At 69.8% G+C, this 21145-nt stretch carries 17 protein-coding genes and 1 rRNA gene; 17 read left to right on the top strand and 1 reads right to left on the bottom strand.

What is annotated here, in order from left to right; all coding sequences use genetic code 11:
* The first annotated feature begins 56 nt into the window (after nt 1-56).
* The 7 genes from ACOKGD_RS04560 to pheT all read left to right on the top strand — a co-directional run bounded on the left by ACOKGD_RS04560 (nt 57) and on the right by pheT (nt 7975).
* Nucleotides 57-857 (top strand): TrmH family RNA methyltransferase, encoded by an 801-nt coding sequence (locus ACOKGD_RS04560; protein WP_342336485.1) that lies wholly within the window; start codon nt 57-59, stop codon nt 855-857.
* A 105-nt stretch (nt 858-962) separates the two neighbouring features.
* A complete protein-coding gene (locus tag ACOKGD_RS04565; protein WP_342336483.1) occupies nt 963-1703 on the top strand; it encodes an amino acid ABC transporter ATP-binding protein in 741 nt (246 codons plus the stop codon).
* A 62-nt stretch (nt 1704-1765) separates the two neighbouring features.
* Nucleotides 1766-2668: a glutamate ABC transporter substrate-binding protein gene (locus ACOKGD_RS04570; RefSeq protein ID WP_342336482.1), complete on the top strand. Its 903-nt coding sequence runs from the start codon at nt 1766-1768 to the stop codon at nt 2666-2668.
* Between the two features lie 89 nt (nt 2669-2757).
* A complete protein-coding gene (locus ACOKGD_RS04575; RefSeq protein ID WP_342336481.1) occupies nt 2758-3414 on the top strand; it encodes an amino acid ABC transporter permease in 657 nt (218 codons plus the stop codon).
* A complete protein-coding gene (locus tag ACOKGD_RS04580) occupies nt 3411-4400 on the top strand; it encodes an amino acid ABC transporter permease (protein ID WP_342336480.1) in 990 nt (329 codons plus the stop codon). Before ACOKGD_RS04575 ends, ACOKGD_RS04580 begins: the two co-directional genes overlap by 4 nt.
* Before the next feature lie 42 nt (nt 4401-4442).
* Entirely contained in the window at nt 4443-5483 is a 1041-nt protein-coding gene (gene pheS, locus ACOKGD_RS04585) for a phenylalanine--tRNA ligase subunit alpha (protein ID WP_342336478.1), read from the top strand.
* Nucleotides 5483-7975 (top strand): phenylalanine--tRNA ligase subunit beta, encoded by a 2493-nt coding sequence (gene pheT / locus ACOKGD_RS04590; RefSeq protein ID WP_342336477.1) that lies wholly within the window; start codon nt 5483-5485, stop codon nt 7973-7975. The genes pheS and pheT overlap by 1 nt, the downstream gene beginning before the upstream one ends.
* A 65-nt stretch (nt 7976-8040) precedes the next feature.
* Here pheT and ACOKGD_RS04595 read toward each other — a convergent pair whose 3' ends face one another.
* On the bottom strand, nt 8041-8700 hold the full coding sequence (locus tag ACOKGD_RS04595; protein ID WP_342336476.1) for a protein-L-isoaspartate(D-aspartate) O-methyltransferase: 660 nt from the start codon (nt 8698-8700) through the stop codon (nt 8041-8043).
* A gap of 248 nt (nt 8701-8948) precedes the next feature.
* Here ACOKGD_RS04595 and argC point away from each other — a divergent pair, with 248 nt between their 5' ends.
* The 10 genes from argC to ACOKGD_RS04645 all read left to right on the top strand — a co-directional run bounded on the left by argC (nt 8949) and on the right by ACOKGD_RS04645 (nt 21074).
* Nucleotides 8949-9995, top strand: a complete 1047-nt coding sequence (argC, locus tag ACOKGD_RS04600; RefSeq protein ID WP_342336475.1) for an N-acetyl-gamma-glutamyl-phosphate reductase — start codon at nt 8949-8951, stop codon at nt 9993-9995.
* A complete protein-coding gene (gene argJ, locus ACOKGD_RS04605) occupies nt 9992-11149 on the top strand; it encodes a bifunctional glutamate N-acetyltransferase/amino-acid acetyltransferase ArgJ (protein ID WP_342336474.1) in 1158 nt (385 codons plus the stop codon). The genes argC and argJ overlap by 4 nt, the downstream gene beginning before the upstream one ends.
* On the top strand, nt 11146-12069 hold the full coding sequence (argB, locus tag ACOKGD_RS04610; RefSeq protein ID WP_342336473.1) for an acetylglutamate kinase: 924 nt from the start codon (nt 11146-11148) through the stop codon (nt 12067-12069). The genes argJ and argB overlap by 4 nt, the downstream gene beginning before the upstream one ends.
* Before the next feature lie 5 nt (nt 12070-12074).
* The gene (locus ACOKGD_RS04615) at nt 12075-13325 is read left to right on the top strand and encodes an acetylornithine transaminase (RefSeq protein WP_342336472.1); all 1251 of its coding nucleotides are present in this window, start codon (nt 12075-12077) and stop codon (nt 13323-13325) included.
* Nucleotides 13322-14245, top strand: a complete 924-nt coding sequence (argF, locus tag ACOKGD_RS04620; RefSeq protein ID WP_342336471.1) for an ornithine carbamoyltransferase — start codon at nt 13322-13324, stop codon at nt 14243-14245. The genes ACOKGD_RS04615 and argF overlap by 4 nt, the downstream gene beginning before the upstream one ends.
* Entirely contained in the window at nt 14224-15360 is a 1137-nt protein-coding gene (locus ACOKGD_RS04625) for a heparan-alpha-glucosaminide N-acetyltransferase domain-containing protein (protein WP_342336470.1), read from the top strand. The genes argF and ACOKGD_RS04625 overlap by 22 nt, the downstream gene beginning before the upstream one ends.
* A 10-nt stretch (nt 15361-15370) precedes the next feature.
* Nucleotides 15371-16822 (top strand): argininosuccinate lyase, encoded by a 1452-nt coding sequence (argH, locus tag ACOKGD_RS04630; RefSeq protein WP_342336469.1) that lies wholly within the window; start codon nt 15371-15373, stop codon nt 16820-16822.
* Between the two features lie 68 nt (nt 16823-16890).
* The gene (locus ACOKGD_RS04635) at nt 16891-17739 is read left to right on the top strand and encodes a hypothetical protein (protein WP_342336468.1); all 849 of its coding nucleotides are present in this window, start codon (nt 16891-16893) and stop codon (nt 17737-17739) included.
* A 36-nt stretch (nt 17740-17775) separates the two neighbouring features.
* On the top strand, nt 17776-19071 hold the full coding sequence (tyrS, locus tag ACOKGD_RS04640; protein ID WP_342336467.1) for a tyrosine--tRNA ligase: 1296 nt from the start codon (nt 17776-17778) through the stop codon (nt 19069-19071).
* A gap of 478 nt (nt 19072-19549) precedes the next feature.
* Nucleotides 19550-21074 (top strand): 16S ribosomal RNA (locus ACOKGD_RS04645).
* The last annotated feature ends 71 nt before the right edge of the window (nt 21075-21145 follow it).

The raw sequence follows: 21145 nt of genomic DNA on the forward strand, positions 1-21145 counted from the left end.
TTTCCGGAAAGGCGTCCCCGACAGGGGGCGCCTTTCCTGTTCCCTAGACTGGGTCCGTGCTGGAGAATCCGCGGACGCCGCGCGTCAGGGCCGTTGCCAAGCTCGCCAAGCGGGAGGCCCGGAAGGACACGGGGCTGTACCTGCTCGAGGGGCCCCAGGCGGTGCGGGAGGCCCTCACCTATCGGCCCGACACCCTCGTCGAGGTCTACGCGACCCCCACGGCGCTCGAGCGCCATCAGGACATCCGGACGCTGCTGACGGACGAGGGCATCGAGGCCGAGTTCGTCACCGAGACCGTGCTCGACGCCATGGCCGACACCGTCACCCCGCAGGGGTTCGTGGCCGTCGCCCGGCAGAACCCGACGGCGCTGAAGGACATCTTCGCGGCGGAGCCGAAGCTCATCGCGATCTGCGAGGAGGTCCGCGATCCGGGGAACCTCGGCACGATCATCCGCGCCGCCGACGCCGCCGGCGCGGACGCGGTCATCCTCACCGGTCGCACCGTCGATCCCTACAACCCCAAGGTCGTCCGGTCGACCACCGGCTCGCTGTTCCACCTGCCGGTCTCGGTCGGCGCCGAGCTGGAGGACGTCATCGAGCGGGCCCACGGGGCCGGGCTCACGGTCATCGCGGCCGACGTGAAGGGCGACGACCTGCTCGAGGCGCGCGCGGACGGCGCGCTGGCGAACCCGACCGCCTGGCTGTTCGGCAATGAGGCGCACGGCCTCGAGGACGAGGCCCTGCAGCTCGTCGACCGCGCGCTGCGCCTGCCGATCTTCGGCAGGGCCGAGTCGCTGAACCTCGCGACGGCCGCGAGCGTCTGCCTCTACGAGAGCGCGTTCGCCCACCGGGCATGATGCGGTGCCGCGCGGCGGCGACACGCCCGGATCGCCCGGTCACAACTCGGTAAAGCGGGCAGATCAGTCCTGGCTCGCGTCCCAGGCACCCCATAGGGTGGGCCCATGGCAGAACCCCTCGTCGTCGTCCGCGACGTGCAGAAGCACTACGGCGACTTCCAAGCTCTCAAGGACGTCGACCTCACCGTCGACAAGGGCGAGGTCGTCGTCGTCATCGGCCCGTCGGGATCCGGCAAGTCGACCCTGTGCCGCACGATCAATCGCCTCGAGACGATCACCAGCGGCACCATCACGATCGACGGCGAGGAGCTGCCCAAGGAGGGCAAGGCGCTCGCGAACCTCCGTGCCGAGGTCGGCATGGTGTTCCAGTCCTTCAACCTCTTCGCGCACCTGACGATCCTCGAGAACGTCACGCTGGGCCCCATCAAGGTCCGCGGCCTGAGCAAGGCCGAGGCCGAGAAGGAGGCGCGGGCCCTGCTCGAGCGCGTCGGAGTGGCCCAGCAGGCCTCGAAGCTGCCCGCGCAGCTGTCCGGCGGTCAGCAGCAGCGCGTCGCCATCGCGCGCGCCCTGGCCATGCAGCCCAAGGTCATGCTCTTCGACGAGCCGACCAGCGCGCTCGACCCCGAGATGATCAACGAGGTCCTCGACGTGATGGTCGCGCTCGCCAAGGACGGCATGACGATGATCGTCGTGACCCACGAGATGGGCTTCGCGCGCAAGGCCGCGAACCGCGTCGTGTTCATGGCCGACGGTCAGATCGTCGAGCAGGCGACGCCGGAGGAGTTCTTCACGAACCCCCGGAGTGATCGCGCGAAGGACTTCCTCTCGAAGCTCATCACGCACTGAACCCGATGATCCCGCGCACACGAGCGCGGATCGGATGGACCACCCCACCAAGGAGGAATCACATGTTCAGCATCAAGCGGACTTCGCGAGTGGCGGCGGGCCTGGGCCTCGGCCTGACGGCCCTGCTCGCGCTCACGGCGTGCAACAGCGGCTCGCCGACCGCCCCCGAGGGCGGGGACGACGGCAAGGACAAGGCTCTCTGGGAGGTCGCGGAGGGCGTCGAGCTCGACAGCCCGACCTTCGAGCGCGCCACGGAGGCGGGCAAGCTCGTCATCGGCGTCAAGGCCGACCAGCCGGGCCTCGGCTACGAGGACGCCACCACCGGCGACCGCAGCGGCTTCGACATCGAGATCGCCCGCTGGATCGCGGCCTCGCTCGGCTTCGAGGAGCCGGACGGCATCGAGTTCAAGACGGTGCCCTCGGCCAACCGCGAGCAGGAGATCATCAACGGCGGCGTCGACCTCTACGTCGGCACGTACTCGATGACGGACGCCCGCGACGAGGTCATCGACTTCGCCGGTCCGTACCTGATCACCGGTCAGGGCCTGCTGGTCCGCGCCGACGACGACTCGATCGAGGGTCCGGACGACCTCGCCGACAAGGTGACGTGCTCGGTGACGGGTTCGACCCCGCTGCAGCGCATCAAGGAGGAGTACAAGGGCGAGGTCACCGAGCGTCAGACCTACTCCGAGTGCGTCGAGCAGCTGCTCGCCGGCCAGGTCGACGCGATCACGACCGACGAGGCGATCCTCGCCGGCTACGTCGCCCAGGACCCCGACAACCTGAAGCTCGCGGGTGAGCCCTTCAGCGAGGAGCGCTACGGCGTCGGCCTCGCCGACGGCGACACCGCCCTGCAGGAGCACATCAACACCCTCTTCACCGATGGCGGCGATGTGTGGCAGGCGCTGTTCGACGAGTACCTCGCCCCCTCGGGCGTGGTCGCCGAGCAGCCCGCCGTCGACTGATCCACTTCGCGGGGGCGTCCGCCTGACGGGCGCCCCCGCACCCCTCCCCGCTCGCATCGCGTCCCGCGGTTCAGCACGAAAGGACCCCCATGGGCGTCATCTTCGACAACCTCGACTTCTGGGGCGAAGCGCTCGTCGGCACCCTCGTGCTCTTCTTCGGGGGCGGCGCGCTCGCCCTGGTGCTCGGCATCATCGTGGGCGCGATGCGTGTGTCCCCGGTGCCGGTCGCGCGCGCGGTGGGCACCTTCTACGTCAACACGATCCGCAACACCCCGCTCACGCTGGTGTTCTTCGGCTTCGCGTTCGCGCTGCCGCCCCTCCTCGAGGTCCGCGCCAGCGGAGGCCGCGAGTTCATCTTCGCGATCGCCGCGCTCGGTGTGTACACGGCCACCTACGTGGCCGAGACGATCCGATCGGGCATCAACACCGTCCCCGTCGGCCAGGCGGAGGCCGCCCGCGCGCTCGGCCTGGGCTTCGGCCAGGTGATGACGCTCGTGGTGCTGCCGCAGGCCTTCCGCTCGGTGATCCCGCCGATGATGAGCGTGTTCATCGCCCTGCTGAAGAACACCACGGTCGCCGCGGGCTTCTCGATCATGAACCTCGGATCCGCACGCGACTGGCTCTCCGAGCGCGGCGAGAACCAGCTGGTCGTGATCCTCTGGGTGATGGTCATCTTCGTCGCCCTGGTGCTGCTGCTGTCCTGGCTGCAGCGAACTCTCGAGAACCGTTGGAGGGTCGCGCGATGAGCAGCTCCGTTCTGTACGACGTCCCCGGCCCGAAGGCGATCGCCCGCAACCGCATCATCGGCGTGCTCACGATCCTCGTGGTCGCCGCCGTCATCGGATTCCTGGTGTGGCGCCTGTTCGCCACCGGGCAGTTCGCCGCCGAGAAGTGGGCCGCGTTCACCTACACCCGCGTGTGGCAGTCGATCCTGGTCGCCACGTGGAACACCGTGAGCGCCTTCCTCGTCGCGGCCGTCGGTGCGCTCGCGGTCGGCTTCCTCCTGGCGATCGGACGACTGTCCGATCACGCCTGGGTGCGCTGGCCGTTCACCGTCGTGATCGAGTTCTTCCGAGCCGTCCCGGTACTCGTGCTGATGTTCCTGCTGTACTACGGCCTTCCGGTCGCCGGTGTCCGCGTCGACGGCTTCTGGGTCGTTGTGATCTCTCTCGTCGCCTACAACGGCTCCGTGCTCGCCGAGGTCATCCGCGCCGGCGTCGAGGCGCTGCCGCGAGGCCAGCGCGAGGCCGGCTACGCGATCGGCCTGCGCAAGGCGGGCGTTATGCGACTGATCCTGCTGCCGCAGGCCGTCCGAGCGATGCTGCCGGTGATCCTGTCGCAGCTCGTCGTCACGCTGAAGGACACGGCGCTCGGCTTCATCATCACCTACGAGGAGCTGCTCTTCTACGCGAAGTACCTCGGCGCGCAGTCGACGCTGGACCGACCGATCATCCCGTCGACCATCGTGATCGGCGCCATCTACATCGGCCTGTGCCTTCTGCTCTCGGGCGCGGCACGCCTCCTCGAGAAGCGCATGCGCAAGTCGCCTCGCGTCCGCGCCGCCGAGGCGGCCATCGCGCCCCGCCTGCACGAGGGCACGAACACCGCGCTCATCGGCGTGCAGGATCTCGGGCACCTCGACGAGGTCGACAGGTCGGACGCGATCGCCTCGCGCAGGGGGCTCGGCAAGCACGACGGGAACAACAGCGCCGGCGGTGCCGACGGCTTCTGACCCGTCGGGCGGCGTCGAGCCGCGACGGTAGACTCGGGTCTCGTGTCTGATGCTCCCGAGATCACCCCCGAGGCGGTGGAATCCGCGGTCGCCGACGCGCTCGCAGCGATCGCCGGCGCCCCCGACACCGCGGCCCTGAAGGCCGCCCGATCCGCGCACGCGGGGGAGGGGTCGCCGCTGGCCGCCCTGAACGCGCAGATGCGCAGCGTGCCGAACGAGCGAAAGGCCGAGTTCGGCAAGCTCGTCGGCTCGGCACGGGGGCGTGTGACCCAGGCCCTGGCGGCGCGAGAGGCCGAGCTGGAGCAGGCCGAGACCGCGGCGCGGCTCGAGGCCGAGCGCATCGACATCACCGCGGTCGCCTCGCGCACGCGCGTCGGGGCCCGCCATCCCATGTCCGTGCTGCAGGAGCAGATCTCCGACGTCTTCGTCGGCATGGGCTGGGAGATCGCGGAGGGGCCCGAGCTCGAGCACGAGTGGTTCAACTTCGACGCCCTCAACTTCGACGAGGATCACCCCGCTCGTCAGATGCAGGACACGTTCTTCGTCGACCCGGTGGCCCGCCACCTGGTGATGCGCACGCACACGAGCCCGGTGCAGGTGCGGTCCATGCTCGATCGCGAGCTGCCCATCTACATCCTGTGCCCGGGGCGCGTGTACCGCACCGACGAGTTCGACGCCACGCACCTCCCCGTCTTCACGCAGGCCGAGGGCCTCGTGATCGACAAGGGCATCACGATGGCGCACCTCAAGGGCACCCTCGACCACATCGCGAAGGCGCTGTTCGGCGACGAGGCGAAGACGCGCCTGCGCACCAACTACTTCCCGTTCACGGAGCCCTCTGCCGAGTTCGACCTGTGGCACCCGACCTTCAAGGGCGGCGCGCGCTGGATCGAGTGGGGCGGCTGCGGCATGGTCAACCCCAACGTGCTGCGTGCGGCGGGCATCGACCCCGAGGTCTACTCGGGCTTCGCATTCGGGATCGGGATCGAGCGGGCGCTGATGTTCCGCTCGGATGTGCAGGACATGCGGGACATGGCCGAGGGCGATGTCCGTTTCAGCGAGCAGTTCGGGATGGTGGTGTGATGCGCGTCCCGCTTTCGTGGCTGCGTGAGTACGTGGATGTCCCCGCTTCGGCGACCCCGGAGGACGTCCTCGCGGCGTTCGTCTCGGTCGGCTTCGAGGAGGAGGAGGTCATCCGCTTCGAGCTGAGCGGGCCGGTCGTCGTCGGCACGGTCCTCTCGTTCGACGCTGAGCCCCAGTCGAACGGCAAGACGATCCGCTGGTGCCAGGTGGATGTCGGCGAGGCCGAGCCCCGCGGCATCGTGTGCGGCGCCGGAAACTTCGAGGTCGGTGACAAGGTCGTCGTCTCGCTGCCCGGAGCGGTGCTGCCCGGCCCCTTCCCGATCTCCGCGCGCAAGACGTACGGACACGTGTCCGACGGCATGATCGCGTCCGCGCGCGAGCTGGGTCTCGGCGACGAGCACAACGGCATCCTGCGTCTGGTCGAGCTGGGCCTCGACCCTGAACCGGGCACGAACGCGATCGAGCTCCTCGGCCTCGACGACGTCGCGGTCGACGTCAACGTGACGCCGGATCGCGGCTACGCGATGTCGATCCGCGGTCTTGCGCGCGAGTACGGTCACGCGACCGGTGCCGCCTACCGCGACCCGGCCTTCGCCGTCACGCCGCAGCCCGCCTCGGGCTTCCCCGTCGTCGTCGACGACCAGGCCCCGATCCGCGGCCGCAACGGCGTCACCGAGTTCGTCACCCGTGCGGTGCGGGGCGTCGACCCGACGCGCCCGACCCCGCCGTGGATGATCGCCCGCCTGTCGCTGGCGGGCATCCGCTCCATCTCGCTGCTCGTGGACATCACCAACTACGTGATGCTCGAGCTCGGTGGGCCGATCCACGGCTACGACCTCAACAAGCTCACGGGCGGCATCACAGTCCGTCGAGCGACCGCGGGCGAGACCCTCGAGACGCTCGACGGTCAGGTCCGCAAGCTCGACGCCCAGGACCTGCTGATCACCGACGAGTCCGGCCCGATCGGCCTCGCGGGCGTTATGGGCGGAGCGGCGACCGAGATCGGCGACGCCACCACCGACGTCCTGATCGAGGCAGCCGTGTTCGACACGGTCTCGATCGCCCGCACGGCTCGCAGGCACAAGCTGCCGAGCGAGGCGTCGCGTCGCTTCGAGCGCGGGGTAGACCCGCTGCTGCCCGCCGCCTCGGCCCAGCGCGTGGTCGACCTGATGGTCGAGCTGGCCGGGGGCACCGCCGACGAGCTCGGCGGCCGGCTCGGCGCGACGTTCGCGCCCGAGCCCATCGCGCTGCCCTCCGGCTTCGTGCAGGGCATCGTGGGCGTCGACTACACGCCGGAGCGCATCGCCGAGACGCTGACCATCATCGGCGGCACGGTGACCGAGACCGCCGAGGGGTGGTCGGTGACCGCCCCCTCGTGGCGCCCCGACCTCACCGACAAGTGGACGCTGGCCGAGGAGGTCGCGCGCATCGACGGGCTCGATGCGATCCCGTCGGTCCTCCCGACCCCGCCCTCCGGGCGCGGCCTGACCGCCGCACAGCAGGGGCGCCGCCGCGTGGCGAACGCCCTCGCCGCGGCGGGCTTCGTCGAGACCCCCTCGTTCCCCTTCATCTCCCAGGAGCAGAACGACCTGCACGGGTCGGCCTCGGGCGAGTCGCTGCCGAGCGTGCGCCTTGCGAACGCGCTGGACGGCCAGACGCCGTTCCTGCGACGCTCGCTGGTCCCGGCGCTGCTGCAGACGGCGCATCGCAACGTGTCCCGTGGGCACACCGACCTCGCGCTGTTCGAGGTCGGCACGGTGTTCCTGCCGGAGCCGGGGGTGACCTACGGCACCGACACGATCCCGCCGGGTGCCGCGCGCCCGGATGAGGCGACCCTCGCCGCGCTCAATGCGTCGATCCCGCCGCAGCCTCGCCACCTCGCGCTGCTGCTCACCGGGGCCGTGGCGCCGAAGCAGCCCGGTCGTGACGCCGAGGCCGCCGGCCTCGAGGTCGCGCTCGACGCCGTCCGCGTCATCGCGGTGGCCGCGGGTGTCGACATCGAGGTCTCGCAGTCGCAGCGCGCGGCCCTGCACCCGGGTCGCACCGGCGTGCTGACGGTCGGCGACACCGAGGTGGGCTACGTCGGCGAGCTGGTGCCCGCCGTCGCGGCGGACGCCGACCTGCCGGGTCGCGTCACGGTCGCCGAGCTCGACCTCGACGCGATCCTGGCCCTCGCCGGCGAGCGCGTGACCGTGGCCTCGCTGTCGACCTTCCCGGCCGCCACGCAGGACGTCTCCCTCCTGGTCGACGCCGCGCTTCCCGCCGGCGCGCTCCGCGCGGCGCTCGTCGAGGGTGCGGGTGACCTCCTCGAGGGCGTCCGCCTGGTCGACGACTACCGCGGTCAGGGCGTCCCGGAGGGGTCGAAGAGCCTCACGTTCGCACTGCGCTTCCGCGCGCCGGATCGCACGCTCACCGCTGCCGAGGCCACCGAGGCCAAGCTCGCGGGCGTCGCCCTCGCCACCGAGCGCCACGGCGCGACGCTGCGCGAGTAGCAGCACCCGCCCGCACGTTCTTCGCGCCGAGCGCCTCCGGGCCTCGGCGCGAAGCCGTCTCCGGATCAGCGCAGACCGTGCGCTCCGCGCAGCGGCACGAAGCGCACACCGCCGAGGTCGTCGATCGCGAGCTCGTCGCCCGTGCGCGTGGCGCGGATCAGCTGCTGCCACCCCCAGCCGCGCTCGAGCGGCATCACGATGCGGCCGCCCTCGGCCAGCTGGTCCACCCAGGGGCGGGGGATCTCCGATCCGGCCGCCGCGGCGAGGATCGCATCGAACGGCGCAAGCTCCGGCAGGCCGAGGGTGCCGTCGCCCGTCGTGACCTCGACCTCGCCGCACCCGGCGGCGTCCAGGGCCCGGCGCGCCTGCTCCGCGAGGGCCGGGATGTACTCGATCGACCACACTCGCGCGCCGGCCGCGGCGTACACGGCGGCGGCGTAGCCCGATCCGGTGCCCACATCGAGCACGCGGTCGCCGGGCCGGAGGAGGGCGGCCTCCGCGGTGAGCGCCACGATGTACGGCTGCGAGATGGTCTGCCCGTGCCCGAGGGGAAGCGGGGAGTCCGCGTAGGCGTCGGCGAGCACCGCGGCCGGGACGAACAGCTCGCGCGGCACCCGGCCCATCGCGTCGAGCACGCGCGGGTCGCGGATCCCACGCGCCCGGAGGTGCCACTCGAGCATGGTCTGACGCTCGGCGGCGCGCTCTCCGGCGGGATCCTGGGCCATCGCGACCACCGTACGGCGACCCCCGGCGGATGGCGAGAGCCCGCGTTCTGATACTCTCGGCGCATGCCGAATGGCCAGACGACCCTGCACCCCACCCGGGGCATCGTCCTGCGCCGACGTCCGCGTGGCCGCCGATTCTCGGCGACGCCGCGCAGCTCTCGCGCCTGAGGCGCGATCGAGCCGGCCCCTGACGGGCCGAGCGGCGTCGCCGTCAACGGCCCCCGCTCACGGACAATAAGGTGGAACCCATGACCTATTCGGTCGCCGTCTCCGGCGCTTCTGGCTATGCAGGAGGCGAGCTGCTTCGGCTGCTCGCCGACCATCCCGACGTCGAGATCCGCACCGTCACCGCGCACTCGAACGCCGGTCAGCCGCTCATCGCGCACCAGCCGCACCTGCGATCGCTGGCGCACCTGACGCTGCAGGACACGACTCCCGAGATCCTCTCGGGACACGACATCGTGTTCCTCGCGCTGCCGCACGGGCAGTCCGGGCAGTACACCGACGCGCTCACCGATGTGAAGCTCGTCATCGACTGCGGTGCGGATCACCGTCTCACGGGCAAGGACGACTGGGACGCCTTCTACGGCGGCGACTTCCACGAGCCCTGGACGTACGGGGTGCCCGAGCTGCCGGTCGGCGAGGGTCGCCAGCGCGACGCGCTCGTCGGCGCGACCCGCATCGCTGCCCCCGGCTGCAATGCGTCGACCGTCGCGCTCAGCCTCGCCCCGGGCATCGCCGCCGGCGTCATCGAGTCGACCGACCTGGTGAGCGTCCTCGCCGTCGGCCCGTCGGGTGCCGGCAAGAGCCTCAAGACGAACCTGCTGGCGAGCGAGATCCTCGGATCGGCGAACCCCTACGCCGTCGGCGGCACCCATCGCCACATCCCCGAGATCCAGCAGGCCCTGCGCGGCGCCGGCGCTACCGGGCACATCGGTCTGTCGTTCACCCCCGTTCTCGTGCCGATGGCGCGGGGCATCCTGGCCACCAGCACGGCCCGGATCGTCGACGGCGTGACCGACGCCGAGATCCGCGACGCGTGGCAGGCCGCCTACGGCGACGAGCGGTTCGTGCAGCTGCTGCCCGAGGGTCAGATGCCGCGCACCGCCGACGTGATCGGCGCCAACACGGCCCTCATCGGCCTCGCGATCGACCGCGGCGCCGGTCGCGTCGTGGTGGTCACGGCCGTCGACAACCTGACGAAGGGCACGGCGGGAGCCGCGATCCAGTCGATGAACATCGCGCTCGGCCTGCCCGAAGGCCTGGCGCTCAGCGTGAATGGAGTGGCACCGTGAGTGTGACCGCAGCCCAGGGGTTCGAGGCGGCCGGTGTCGCCGTCGGCCTGAAGTCGACCGGCAAGAAGGACGTGGCCGTCGTCGTCAACCGCGGCCCGCTGAAGGCCGGCGCCGCCGTCTTCACCAGCAACCGCGCGAAGGCGAACCCGATCATCTGGTCGCAGCAGGCCATCGCCGATGGCGTCGTCGAGGCCGTGGTGCTCAACTCGGGCGGCGCGAACTGCTTCACCGGCTCGTTCGGCTTCCAGACCACGCACCAGACCGCCGAGAAGGCCGCAGAGCTGCTCGGTGTGAGCGCGGGCGATGTCCTCGTCTGCTCGACGGGCCTCATCGGATCCGGCGACGACGTCTTCCGCGCCAAGGTGCTCGAGGGCACGACCCAGGGCATCGCCGCGCTCAGCGCCGACGGCGGAGACGACGCGGCGGCGGCGATCATGACGACCGACACCGTCGCGAAGACCGCGGTCCGCCACGGCGACGGCTGGGCGATCGGCGGGATGGCCAAGGGCGCCGGCATGCTGGCGCCCGGTCTCGCCACGATGCTCGTGGTCATCACGACCGATGCCGTGCTGGATGCGTCCCAGCTCGACGCGCACCTGCGCGCCTCGACCCGCGTCAGCTTCGACCGCCTCGACTCGGACGGCTGCATGTCGACCAACGACCAGGTCACCCTCCTCGCCAGCGGCGCCTCCGGCGTCGTGCCGGACGAGGATGAGTTCCGCGCGGCGCTGCTGGAGGTCAGCCGCGAGCTCGCCGCCAAGCTGCAGGACGACGCCGAGGGCGCGAGCCACGCGATCGCGATCGAGGTCGTCGGCGCGGCGTCCGAGGACGACGCCGTCGAGGTCGGCCGTTCGGTCGCGCGGAACAATCTCTTCAAGGCCGCCATCTTCGGCAACGACCCGAACTGGGGCCGGGTGCTCGCCGCGATCGGCACCACGCAGGCGGCGTTCGACCCGTATGACGTCGACGTGACGATGAACGGCGTGCGCGTGTGCACGCAGGGCGGCCCCGACCGCGCCCGCGAGGAGGTCGACCTCACCCCGCGCGCGACCCACGTCCTGATCGATCTGCGCAGCGGCGACGCAACGGCGACGATCCTCACGAACGACCTGACCCACGACTACGTGCACGAGAACAGCGCCTACTCCTCATGACCAACCACATCGACATCCAGGACGTCGACATCCAGGACACCAGCCCCGAGGAGGCGGCCACCAAGGCGTCGACCCTCATCGAGTCGCTGCCGTGGGTGAAGAAGTACCGCGATCAGATCGTCGTCGTGAAGTACGGCGGCAACGCGATGATCAGCGAGGAGCTGCAGGACGCCTTCGCGCAGGACATCGCCTATCTTCGCTACGTGGGCGTGCGCCCCGTCGTGGTGCACGGCGGGGGCCCGCAGATCTCGAGCATGCTCGACCGTCTCGCGATCCCCAGCGAGTTCAAGGGCGGGTACCGCGTCACGAGCACCGAGGCGATCAGCGTGGTGCGCATGGTGCTGACCGGCCACATCAACCCGCAGCTCGTGGCGAAGATCAACTCGCACGGGCCCCTCGCCACCGGCCTGTCCGGCGAGGACGCGGGCCTGTTCGGCGGCCGCAAGCGCGGTGTGCTGATCGACGGCGTCGAGGAGAGCCTGGGTCGCGTCGGCGATGTCGTGAAGGTCGATCCGTCGGCCGTGCTCGACCACCTCGACGCGGGTCGCATCCCCGTCGTCTCGAGCATCGCGCCCGACCTCGACCACCCCGGGCAGTCGCTCAACGTGAACGCGGACGCGGCGGCGGCGGCCCTGGCCGTGGCCCTGAAGGCGCGCAAGCTGGTCGTCCTCACGGATGTCGCCGGCCTCTACGCCGACTGGCCCAACCGCGACTCGCTCGTCTCGCACCTCACGGCGGACGAGCTGCGAGAGCTCCTGCCGAACCTCGAATCGGGGATGATCCCGAAGATGCAGGCGTGTCTCGACGCGGTCGAGGGCGGCGTCGGCGCCGCGGCCATCATCGACGGCCGCGTCCAGCACTCCGTGCTGGTGGAGCTGTTCACGAGCAAGGGAATCGGAACGCAGGTGACGGCGGAATGAGCGCGATGACGGATCAGAACAGCTGGCAGGACGACGCGACGCGCGACCTCATGAGCCTCGGCGGGCGTCTCGCCCTGCTCGAGCGCGGCGAGGGATCGCACGTCTGGGACACCGACGGCAACCGCTACCTCGACTTCCTCGGCGGCATCGCCGTGAACTCGCTTGGGCACGGCCATCCCGCGTTCGTCGAGACGGTCTCCCGGCAGGCGGCGACTCTGGCGCACGTGTCGAACTACTTCGCGACGCCGCAGCAGCTCGAGCTCGCCGCGCGCCTGAAGCATCTCGCGGGCACGGGGGAGCGGGGGCGGGTGTTCCTCGCGAACTCGGGCACCGAGGCCAACGAGACCGCCATCAAGCTGGCGCGACTGCACGACCGCGACGGGCTGATCGTCTCGCTCGAGGGCGCCTTCCACGGCCGCTCGACGGGGGCGCTGGCGCTCACCCCGAAGCCCGCCTACCAGGATCCGTTCCGCCCGCTGATCCCGGGCGTCAAGAGCATCGCCCCCACGATCGACGCCCTCGAGCAGCTCTTCGCCGGCGGCGAGCGGATCTCCGCCCTCGTCGTCGAGCCGATCCAGGGCGAGGCGGGTGTGCTCCCGCTGCCGGACGGCTACCTCGTCCGCGCGCGTGAGCTGACGTCCGCCCACGGCGCCCTGCTGATCCTCGACGAGATCCAGACCGGCATGGGCCGCACGGGCCACTGGTTCGCCTTCCAGTCGCCCGAGGTGACCGGCACCGACGGCGCGGGCATCCTGCCGGACGCCGTCACCGTCGCCAAGGGGATCGCGGCGGGCTTCCCGCTCGGGGCGCTGGTGACCTTCGGCGACGCCAGCGACCTGTTCTACCCCGGCACGCACAACTCGACCTTCGGCGGCAACCCGCTCGCCAGCGCGGTCGCGAACGCCGTCATCCAGGAGATCGAGGACCAGGATCTGCTGGACAACGTCCGCACGCGCGGATCGGAGCTCCGCGAGGGGGTCGCGGGCCTTCCGCTCGTGGCCGCCACCCGCGGCGCCGGCCTGCTGATCGGCATCCGCCTCGCGGCGCCCGTCGCCGCCGAGGTGAGGGCCGCCGCGCACGAGCGCGGCCTCATCGTGAACGCCCCCTCGGACGACGCGATCCGGATCGCCCCGGCGTACACGATCGGCGACGCCGAGGTGGCGGAGTTCCTCGAGCTCTTCGCCCAGGCGCTCGCCGCCGTCGCCGAGACCCACGACGTCCCCTCCGCCACCCAGACCCAGGAGACCTCCGCATGACCCGCCACTTCCTGCGCGACGACGACATCACGCCCGCCGAGCAGTCGGAGATCCTGGATCTCGCCGCCGAGCTGAAGAAGGACCGCTGGGCCGACAAGACCCTCGCCGGCCCGAAGACCGTCGCGGTCATCTTCGACAAGTCGTCGACCCGCACGCGCGTCTCGTTCGCGGTCGGCATCGCCGACCTCGGCGGCACGCCGCTGATCATCTCGACCGCCAACAGCCAGCTGGGCGGCAAGGAGACCCCCGCCGACACGGCGCGCGTCCTCGAGCGTCAGGTCGCCGCGATCGTCTGGCGCACCTACGCGCAGGCGGGCCTCGAGGAGATCTCGGCCGGCACGCGGGTGCCGGTGATCAACGCCCTGAGCGACGACTTCCACCCGTGCCAGCTGCTGGCCGACCTGCTCACGATCCGCGAGCACAAGGGCGAGCTGAAGGGTCTGACGCTGTCGTTCTTCGGCGACGGCGCCAGCAACATGGCGCACTCGTACATCCTCGCGGGCGTCACCGCGGGCATGCACGTGCGCGTGACCTCGCCCGAGGCGTACGCCCCGCGCGAGGACGTCGTCGCCGACGCCGACCGGATCGCGGAGCAGACCGGCGGATCCGTCACCCTCCTGACCGACCCCCTCGAGGCGGCCGCCGGTGCAGACGTCATCGTCACCGACACGTGGGTGTCGATGGGCAAGGAGGAGGAGAAGCTCGCGCGTCTGCGCGACCTCGGACAGTACAAGGTGACGCAGGAGACCATGGCGGTCGCCGATCCGAGTGCCATCTTCATCCACTGCCTGCCCGCCGACCGCGGGTACGAGGTCGACGCCGACGTGATCGACGGCCCGCAGAGCGTCATCTGGGACGAGGCCGAGAACCGGCTTCACGCGCAGAAGGCGCTGCTGGTGTGGCTCCTTCGCCAGGGCTGACCGAGCGCATCTCCGGCCGCGCCGCCCGTCTGAGGGCGCGGCTGGACGGACGAGGCCGCGAGCCGGGTGTCGACCTGGCGCGCGGCCTCGCCGTCATCGGGATGTTCGCCGCGCATCTGCTTGTGACGATGCCGTTCGACTGGACGCATCCGCTCACCTGGCCGGACCTCGTCAACGGACGCTCGTCGGTCCTGTTCGCCACCCTCGCGGGGGTCTCGCTGGCCCTCGTCACGGGGCGCGCCGAGCCGCTCGCCGGGCAGGATCTGATGTTCGCCCGCATCCGGATCGCGCTGCGCGCCGCCTGCATCTGGCTGCTCGGGATCCTGCTGATCCTGCTGCAGACGCCGGTGCTCGTGATCCTGCCCGCCTACGCGATCCTGTTCCTGCTGGCGCTTCCGCTGCTGCGGGCCCGGCCGACGACCCTGTTCGTCACGGCGGGGGCGATCGCCCTGACGATGCCGTTCGCCGTGTACGCGATCGACCACACCATCTCGCGCGAGGACGACCTCACGGAGACGGTGGCGCTCGCCCTCGGGTGGGACTACCCCTTCCTGCTGTGGGCGGCGTTCATCCTGGCGGGCATCGGCGTCGGGCGCCTCGCCTTCTCGGCGCCGCTCACCGCCACGCTGCTCGTGGCGTGCGGCGCCTTCCTCACGGCGCTGGGGTACGGCGTCATCGGCGAGGCGGCGCTGCTCGAGCCGGCGGACTCGCTGTGGGGCGGGGTGCTGTCGGCGAGCGCGCACTCGAGCGGCATCGGCGAGGCTGTCGGATCCGGCGGTGTCGCCATCGCGGTGATCGCGCTGTGCGCGCTCGTCTGCCGCACGCCGCTCAAGACGCTGCTGCTTCCGCTGCGGGCGGTGGGGGCGATGCCGCTCACGGCGTACACCGTGCAGCTGGTCGCGTGGGCGATCCTGCAGCCGCCCGTCGGCGACCACGGCTCGGAGCTCGCGGCCTTCCGGGCGCTCGAGCCGTTCTGGCCGCTCACGCTCGCGACCATCGTGGGGTGCACGGTGTGGACGCTGCTCGCAGGGCGCGGCCCGCTGGAGTGGGCCGTGGGCAAGGTGGCGCGCGTCGGGCCCCCGGCGCCGTCCGGATCGGCCGACGCCGCTCGGTAGGCTGGATCCCATGAGCAGTGAGCAGGCAGAGGGTCAGCACGGCACTTCGGGCAAGACCGGCGAGGGGGCCCTCTGGGGCGCGCGCTTCGCCTCCGGGCCGTCGCCCGAGCTCGAGGCCCTGAGCCGCTCGACGCACTTCGACTGGCGCCTGGCGCTGTACGACATCGCCGGCTCGCACGCCCACGCGAAGGCGCTCGCCGCGGCCGGCTACCTCGAGGCCGACGAGGAGCGTCGTATGCACGAGGGCCTCGATGTCCTCGCCCGCGACATCCAGGACGGCACGCTCGTCGCGCGCCCCGGCGACGAGGATGTGCACGGCGCGCTCGAGTCCGCGCTCATCGAGGTGGTCGGCGCCGACCTCGGCGGTCGGCTCCGCGCCGGTCGCAGCCGCAACGACCAGATCGCCACGCTCGTGCGCATGTACCTGCTCGATCACTCGCGCGTCATCGCCAAGGAGATCCTGGCCCTCGTCGATGCGCTCGTCGCGCAGGCCGATGCCCACGCCGAGGTGATCCTGCCCGGTCGCACCCACCTGCAGCACGCGCAGCCGATCCTGCTCGCTCACCACCTGCAGGCCCACGCGTGGCCGCTGGTGCGCGACCTCGAGCGCCTGCGCGACTGGACGGCGCGCGCGTCCGTCTCGCCCTACGGCGGCGGTGCGCTTGCCGGCTCCACGCTCGGCCTCGACCCCCAGCTGGTGGCGTCGGAGCTCGGCCTCGACCGGCCGGCCGAGAACTCGCTCGACGGCACCGCGGCCCGCGACGTGGTCGCCGAGTTCGCGTTCATCGCCGCGCAGATCGGGATCGACCTGTCGCGCTTCGCCGAGGAGATCATCCTCTGGAACACCCGCGAGTTCGGCTTCGTCACCCTCCACGACGGCTACTCGACGGGCTCGAGCATCATGCCGCAGAAGAAGAACCCCGACATCGCCGAGCTCACGCGCGGCAAGGCGGGTCGCCTCGTCGGCAACCTGACCGGCCTGCTGACCACGCTCAAGGGCCTCCCGCTCGCGTACAACCGCGACCTGCAGGAGGACAAGGAGCCCGTGTTCGACTCGGTCGACACCCTCGAGGTCGTGCTCCCCGCCTTCACGGGGATGGTCGCGACCATGCGCTTCGACGCCGCCCGCATGGCCGAGCTCGCGCCCCAGGGCTTCTCCCTCGCGACCGACGTCGCCGAGTGGCTCGTGAAGCGCCGCGTGCCGTTCCGCGAGGCCCACGAGATCTCCGGATCGCTGGTGCGCGTCTGCGAGGAGGCCGGGATCGGCCTCGAGGACGCCTCGGACGCGCAGCTCGCGTCGGTCTCGGCGCACCTGACGCCGGAGGTCCGCGAGGTGCTCTCGATCGAGGGGTCTGTCGCGAGCCGCACGGGCGCCGGCGGCACGGCGCCGGTCCGCGTCGCCGAGCAGCGCGCCGAGCTCGTCGCGCGCTCGCAGGCCGCGATCCACGCGCTGGGCCTGTAAGTCCGGCGGCCGCGCCGACGCGCGGCCGACCTCCGCGGAATGTCCGAGGGCATCGGCATGCTGGGGTCATGATCTACGCCGCGCTCATCCTGCTCGCGGTCGGCGGTGTCGACCTGGTGCGCACGGTCTTCCGTCGCGCGGGTGCCACGCCGCTCACGGTCGGCTTCGGTGTGGTGATGGTGCTTGCGGTGCTTCTCGGACTGCTGGCCGGTGCCCCCGCGGCGGGCATCGCGGGCGCGGTCGTCGCCGGGCTGTGGCTGTGGCTGATGCCCGATCGCGGTCATTCGCCGGTATCGATCTGGCCGGCCGCCGGGGTGGGAGTGCTGAGCGCGCTGTCGATCCTGCTCGTCCCGGCCGAGCACGGCACCGGCGCCTTCGGCCGTCTCGAGATCACCTCTCCGCTCGGAGAGCTGACGCTTCCGGGCGTGCTCATGATGGTCGGTGCGCTGGCCTACCTGCTCGAGTCGGCGAACGTCGTTGTGCGCGCCGCGCTCGAGCGCGAGAACATCGCTCCCTCTCCGGACCCGGTCGACGAGGCGGAAGCCGAGGCCGAAGCAGTGGCCGAGGCCCAGGCCGCGATGGTCGCGGTGGCGGAGCCGCCACCGAGCGCGCCGGTCGCCGAGGCCGTGCCCGCGCCCAGCCCCGTGGTGCAGCCTGCGCTTGCTCCCGGGCAGGTGATGCGCGGCGGCCGCCTGATCGGCCCGCTCGAGCGCGCGATCGTGTTCGGCCTGACGCTCGCCGCCGCCTATCCGCTGCTCGCGGCGTTCATCGCGGCGAAGGGCATCGTGCGCTTCCCGGAGATCTCGCGGGACGGCGACGGGGGAGACCGTGCCGAGTACTTCCTCGTGGGCAGCATGGTCAGCTGGGTGCAGGCGCTGTCCGGGGCATTCCTCGTGTGGTGGGGCCTCCGGTCCTGACACCGGTCCTCCGGTGCACGTCATAGGCTGGTGGTCGTGACCGCGCAGACCCTCGCAGCCCCCCGGATCGACACCAGCTTCGACAACGTCTGGGATGAGCTCGTCTGGCGCGGACTGATCCACGTCTCGACCGACCAGGACGCGCTGCGGGAGCTCCTCGCGGGCCCCCCGATCGTCTACTACTGCGGCTTCGACCCGACCGCCCCCAGCCTTCACCTCGGCAACCTCGTGCAGCTGCTGACGATGCGCCGCCTCCAGCTCGCCGGTCACCGGCCGCTCGCGCTCGTCGGCGGATCGACGGGCCTCGTCGGAGACCCGCGCCCCACGGCCGAGCGCACGCTCAACACCCGCGAGACCGTCGAGGAGTGGGTGGGCAAGCTGCGCGCCCAGGTCGAGCGCTTCCTCGCGTTCGAGGGTGACAACTCCGCGCGCATCGTCAACAACCTCGACTGGACGGCGCCGCTCAGCGCCATCGACTTCCTGCGCGAGATCGGCAAGCACTTCCGCGTGGGCACGATGCTGAAGAAGGACGCCGTCAGCGCGCGCCTCAACTCGGACGCCGGCATCAGCTACACCGAGTTCAGCTACCAGATCCTGCAGGGTCTCGACTTCCTCGAGCTCTACCGCCAGTACGGCTGCGTGCTGCAGACGGGTGGCAGCGACCAGTGGGGCAACCTCACCAGCGGCACCGATCTGATCCACCGCGTCGAGCACACCTCGGTCCACGCCATCGGCACGCCGCTGATCACGAACAGCGACGGCACCAAGTTCGGCAAGAGCGAGGGCAACGCCATCTGGCTGGATGCCGAGATGTGCAGCCCGTACGCGATGTACCAGTTCTGGCTCAACACCGATGACCGCGACGTGATCGCGCGTCTGAAGGTGTTCACGTTCCTCACTCGCACCGAGATCGAGGACTACGAGGCTCTCGTCGAGTCCGAGCCGTTCCGCCGCGCCGCGCAGAAGCGACTCGCATTCGAGGTCACCGCCACGGTGCACGGTGCCGAGGCGGCGCAGGCCGCGATCGACGCCTCAGAGGCGCTGTTCGGCAAGGGCGACCTGCGGGCGCTCGACGCCGCGACCCTCGCCGCCGCGCTGCGCGAGCTGCCTAACGCCGACATCGCCGCCGGCACCAACGTGGTCGACGCGCTGGTGGCGACGGGGCTCGTCGCCAGCAACGGCGAGGCTCGTCGCGCGATCCAGCAGGGCGGTGTCTCGATCGACGGCGAGAAGGTCGAGTCGGACGAGGCCACCATCACCGGTGCGCTGCCCGGGGGAGTGACCGTGCTTCGTCGCGGCAAGAAGGCGCTCGCCGGCCTGTTCGTGGGCTGAGCGCGCGTCAGGGCGGGCGACACGCCCGACACCGGGCCTGGTTTGCCGGTCCGCCCGGATCCGCGTAATGTATTCCCTTGTCGCCGCCAAGCGGTGAGGTTGAGCCGGAAGGTTCCCACCCCAGGTCGGCGACAGACTCACACAGGGATCGATCAGGATCTGATCGCTTTACTGGTGAGGTTGCCGTTCTCTCGAACAGCTCAGACGACACAGCGTGTCGGTTTGACAGCCGGAGAGAGAGCGGTAAGATAGAGAAGTTGCCCCGGAGGGCTGCGGCGGGAGTCGCAGGGCTGGGAGCATCCGATCCTTGAGAACTCAACAGCGTGCACTTGTCAAATGCCAAATAACCTCGTCGGCCGACTTTTGTCGGTTCGGCAAGATTCCTTTGGATCAATTTTGGAAGTCAGTAATGACATCCGTTTTGGTCAGCATCAAACTCGCTGCTTCCCCGTTTTCCCGGTGGTGGCAGCATTGTTCTTTTACGGAGAGTTTGATCCTGGCTCAGGATGAACGCTGGCGGCGTGCTTAACACATGCAAGTCGAACGGTGAAGCAGGAGCTTGCTCTTGTGGATCAGTGGCGAACGGGTGAGTAACACGTGAGCAACCTGCCCCGAACTCTGGGATAAGCGCTGGAAACGGCGTCTAATACTGGATATGCACCAGGAAGGCATCTTCTCTGGTGGGAAAGATTTTTTGGTTCGGGATGGGCTCGCGGCCTATCAGCTTGTTGGTGAGGTAATGGCTCACCAAGGCGTCGACGGGTAGCCGGCCTGAGAGGGTGACCGGCCACACTGGGACTGAGACACGGCCCAGACTCCTACGGGAGGCAGCAGTGGGGAATATTGCACAATGGGCGGAAGCCTGATGCAGCAACGCCGCGTGAGGGACGACGGCCTTCGGGTTGTAAACCTCTTTTAGCAGGGAAGAAGCGAAAGTGACGGTACCTGCAGAAAAAGCGCCGGCTAACTACGTGCCAGCAGCCGCGGTAATACGTAGGGCGCAAGCGTTATCCGGAATTATTGGGCGTAAAGAGCTCGTAGGCGGTCTGTCGCGTCTGCTGTGAAAACCCGAGGCTCAACCTCGGGCCTGCAGTGGGTACGGGCAGACTAGAGTGCGGTAGGGGAGATTGGAATTCCTGGTGTAGCGGTGGAATGCGCAGATATCAGGAGGAACACCGATGGCGAAGGCAGATCTCTGGGCCGTAACTGACGCTGAGGAGCGAAAGGGTGGGGAGCAAACAGGCTTAGATACCCTGGTAGTCCACCCCGTAAACGTTGGGAACTAGTTGTGGGGGCCTTTCCACGGTCTCCGTGACGCAGCTAACGCATTAAGTTCCCCGCCTGGGGAGTACGGCCGCAAGGCTAAAACTCAAAGGAATTGACGGGGACCCGCACAAGCGGCGGAGCATGCGGATTAATTCGATGCAACGCGAAGAACCTTACCAAGGCTTGACATATTCGAGAACGCTGCAGAAATGCAGAACTCTTTGGACACTCGTATACAGGTGGTGCATGGTTGTCGTCAGCTCGTGTCGTGAGATGTTGGGTTAAGTCCCGCAACGAGCGCAACCCTCGTTCTATGTTGCCAGCACGTAATGGTGGGAACTCATGGGATACTGCCGGGGTCAACTCGGAGGAAGGTGGGGATGACGTCAAATCATCATGCCCCTTATGTCTTGGGCTTCACGCATGCTACAATGGCCGGTACAAAGGGCTGCAATACCGCGAGGTGGAGCGAATCCCAAAAAGCCGGTCCCAGTTCGGATTGAGGTCTGCAACTCGACCTCATGAAGTCGGAGTCGCTAGTAATCGCAGATCAGCAACGCTGCGGTGAATACGTTCCCGGGTCTTGTACACACCGCCCGTCAAGTCATGAAAGTCGGTAACACCTGAAGCCGGTGGCCTAACCCTTGTGGAGGGAGCCGTCGAAGGTGGGATCGGTAATTAGGACTAAGTCGTAACAAGGTAGCCGTACCGGAAGGTGCGGCTGGATCACCTCCTTTCTAAGGAGCATCTGGCACCAGTTCTTCGGAGCTTTGGTGTCCAGGCGCCAGTCCGAGACCGAATGTGTCTC

The sequence above is a fragment of the Microbacterium phosphatis genome, from assembly GCF_049177115.1.
Classification (GTDB): domain Bacteria; phylum Actinomycetota; class Actinomycetes; order Actinomycetales; family Microbacteriaceae; genus Microbacterium; species Microbacterium phosphatis.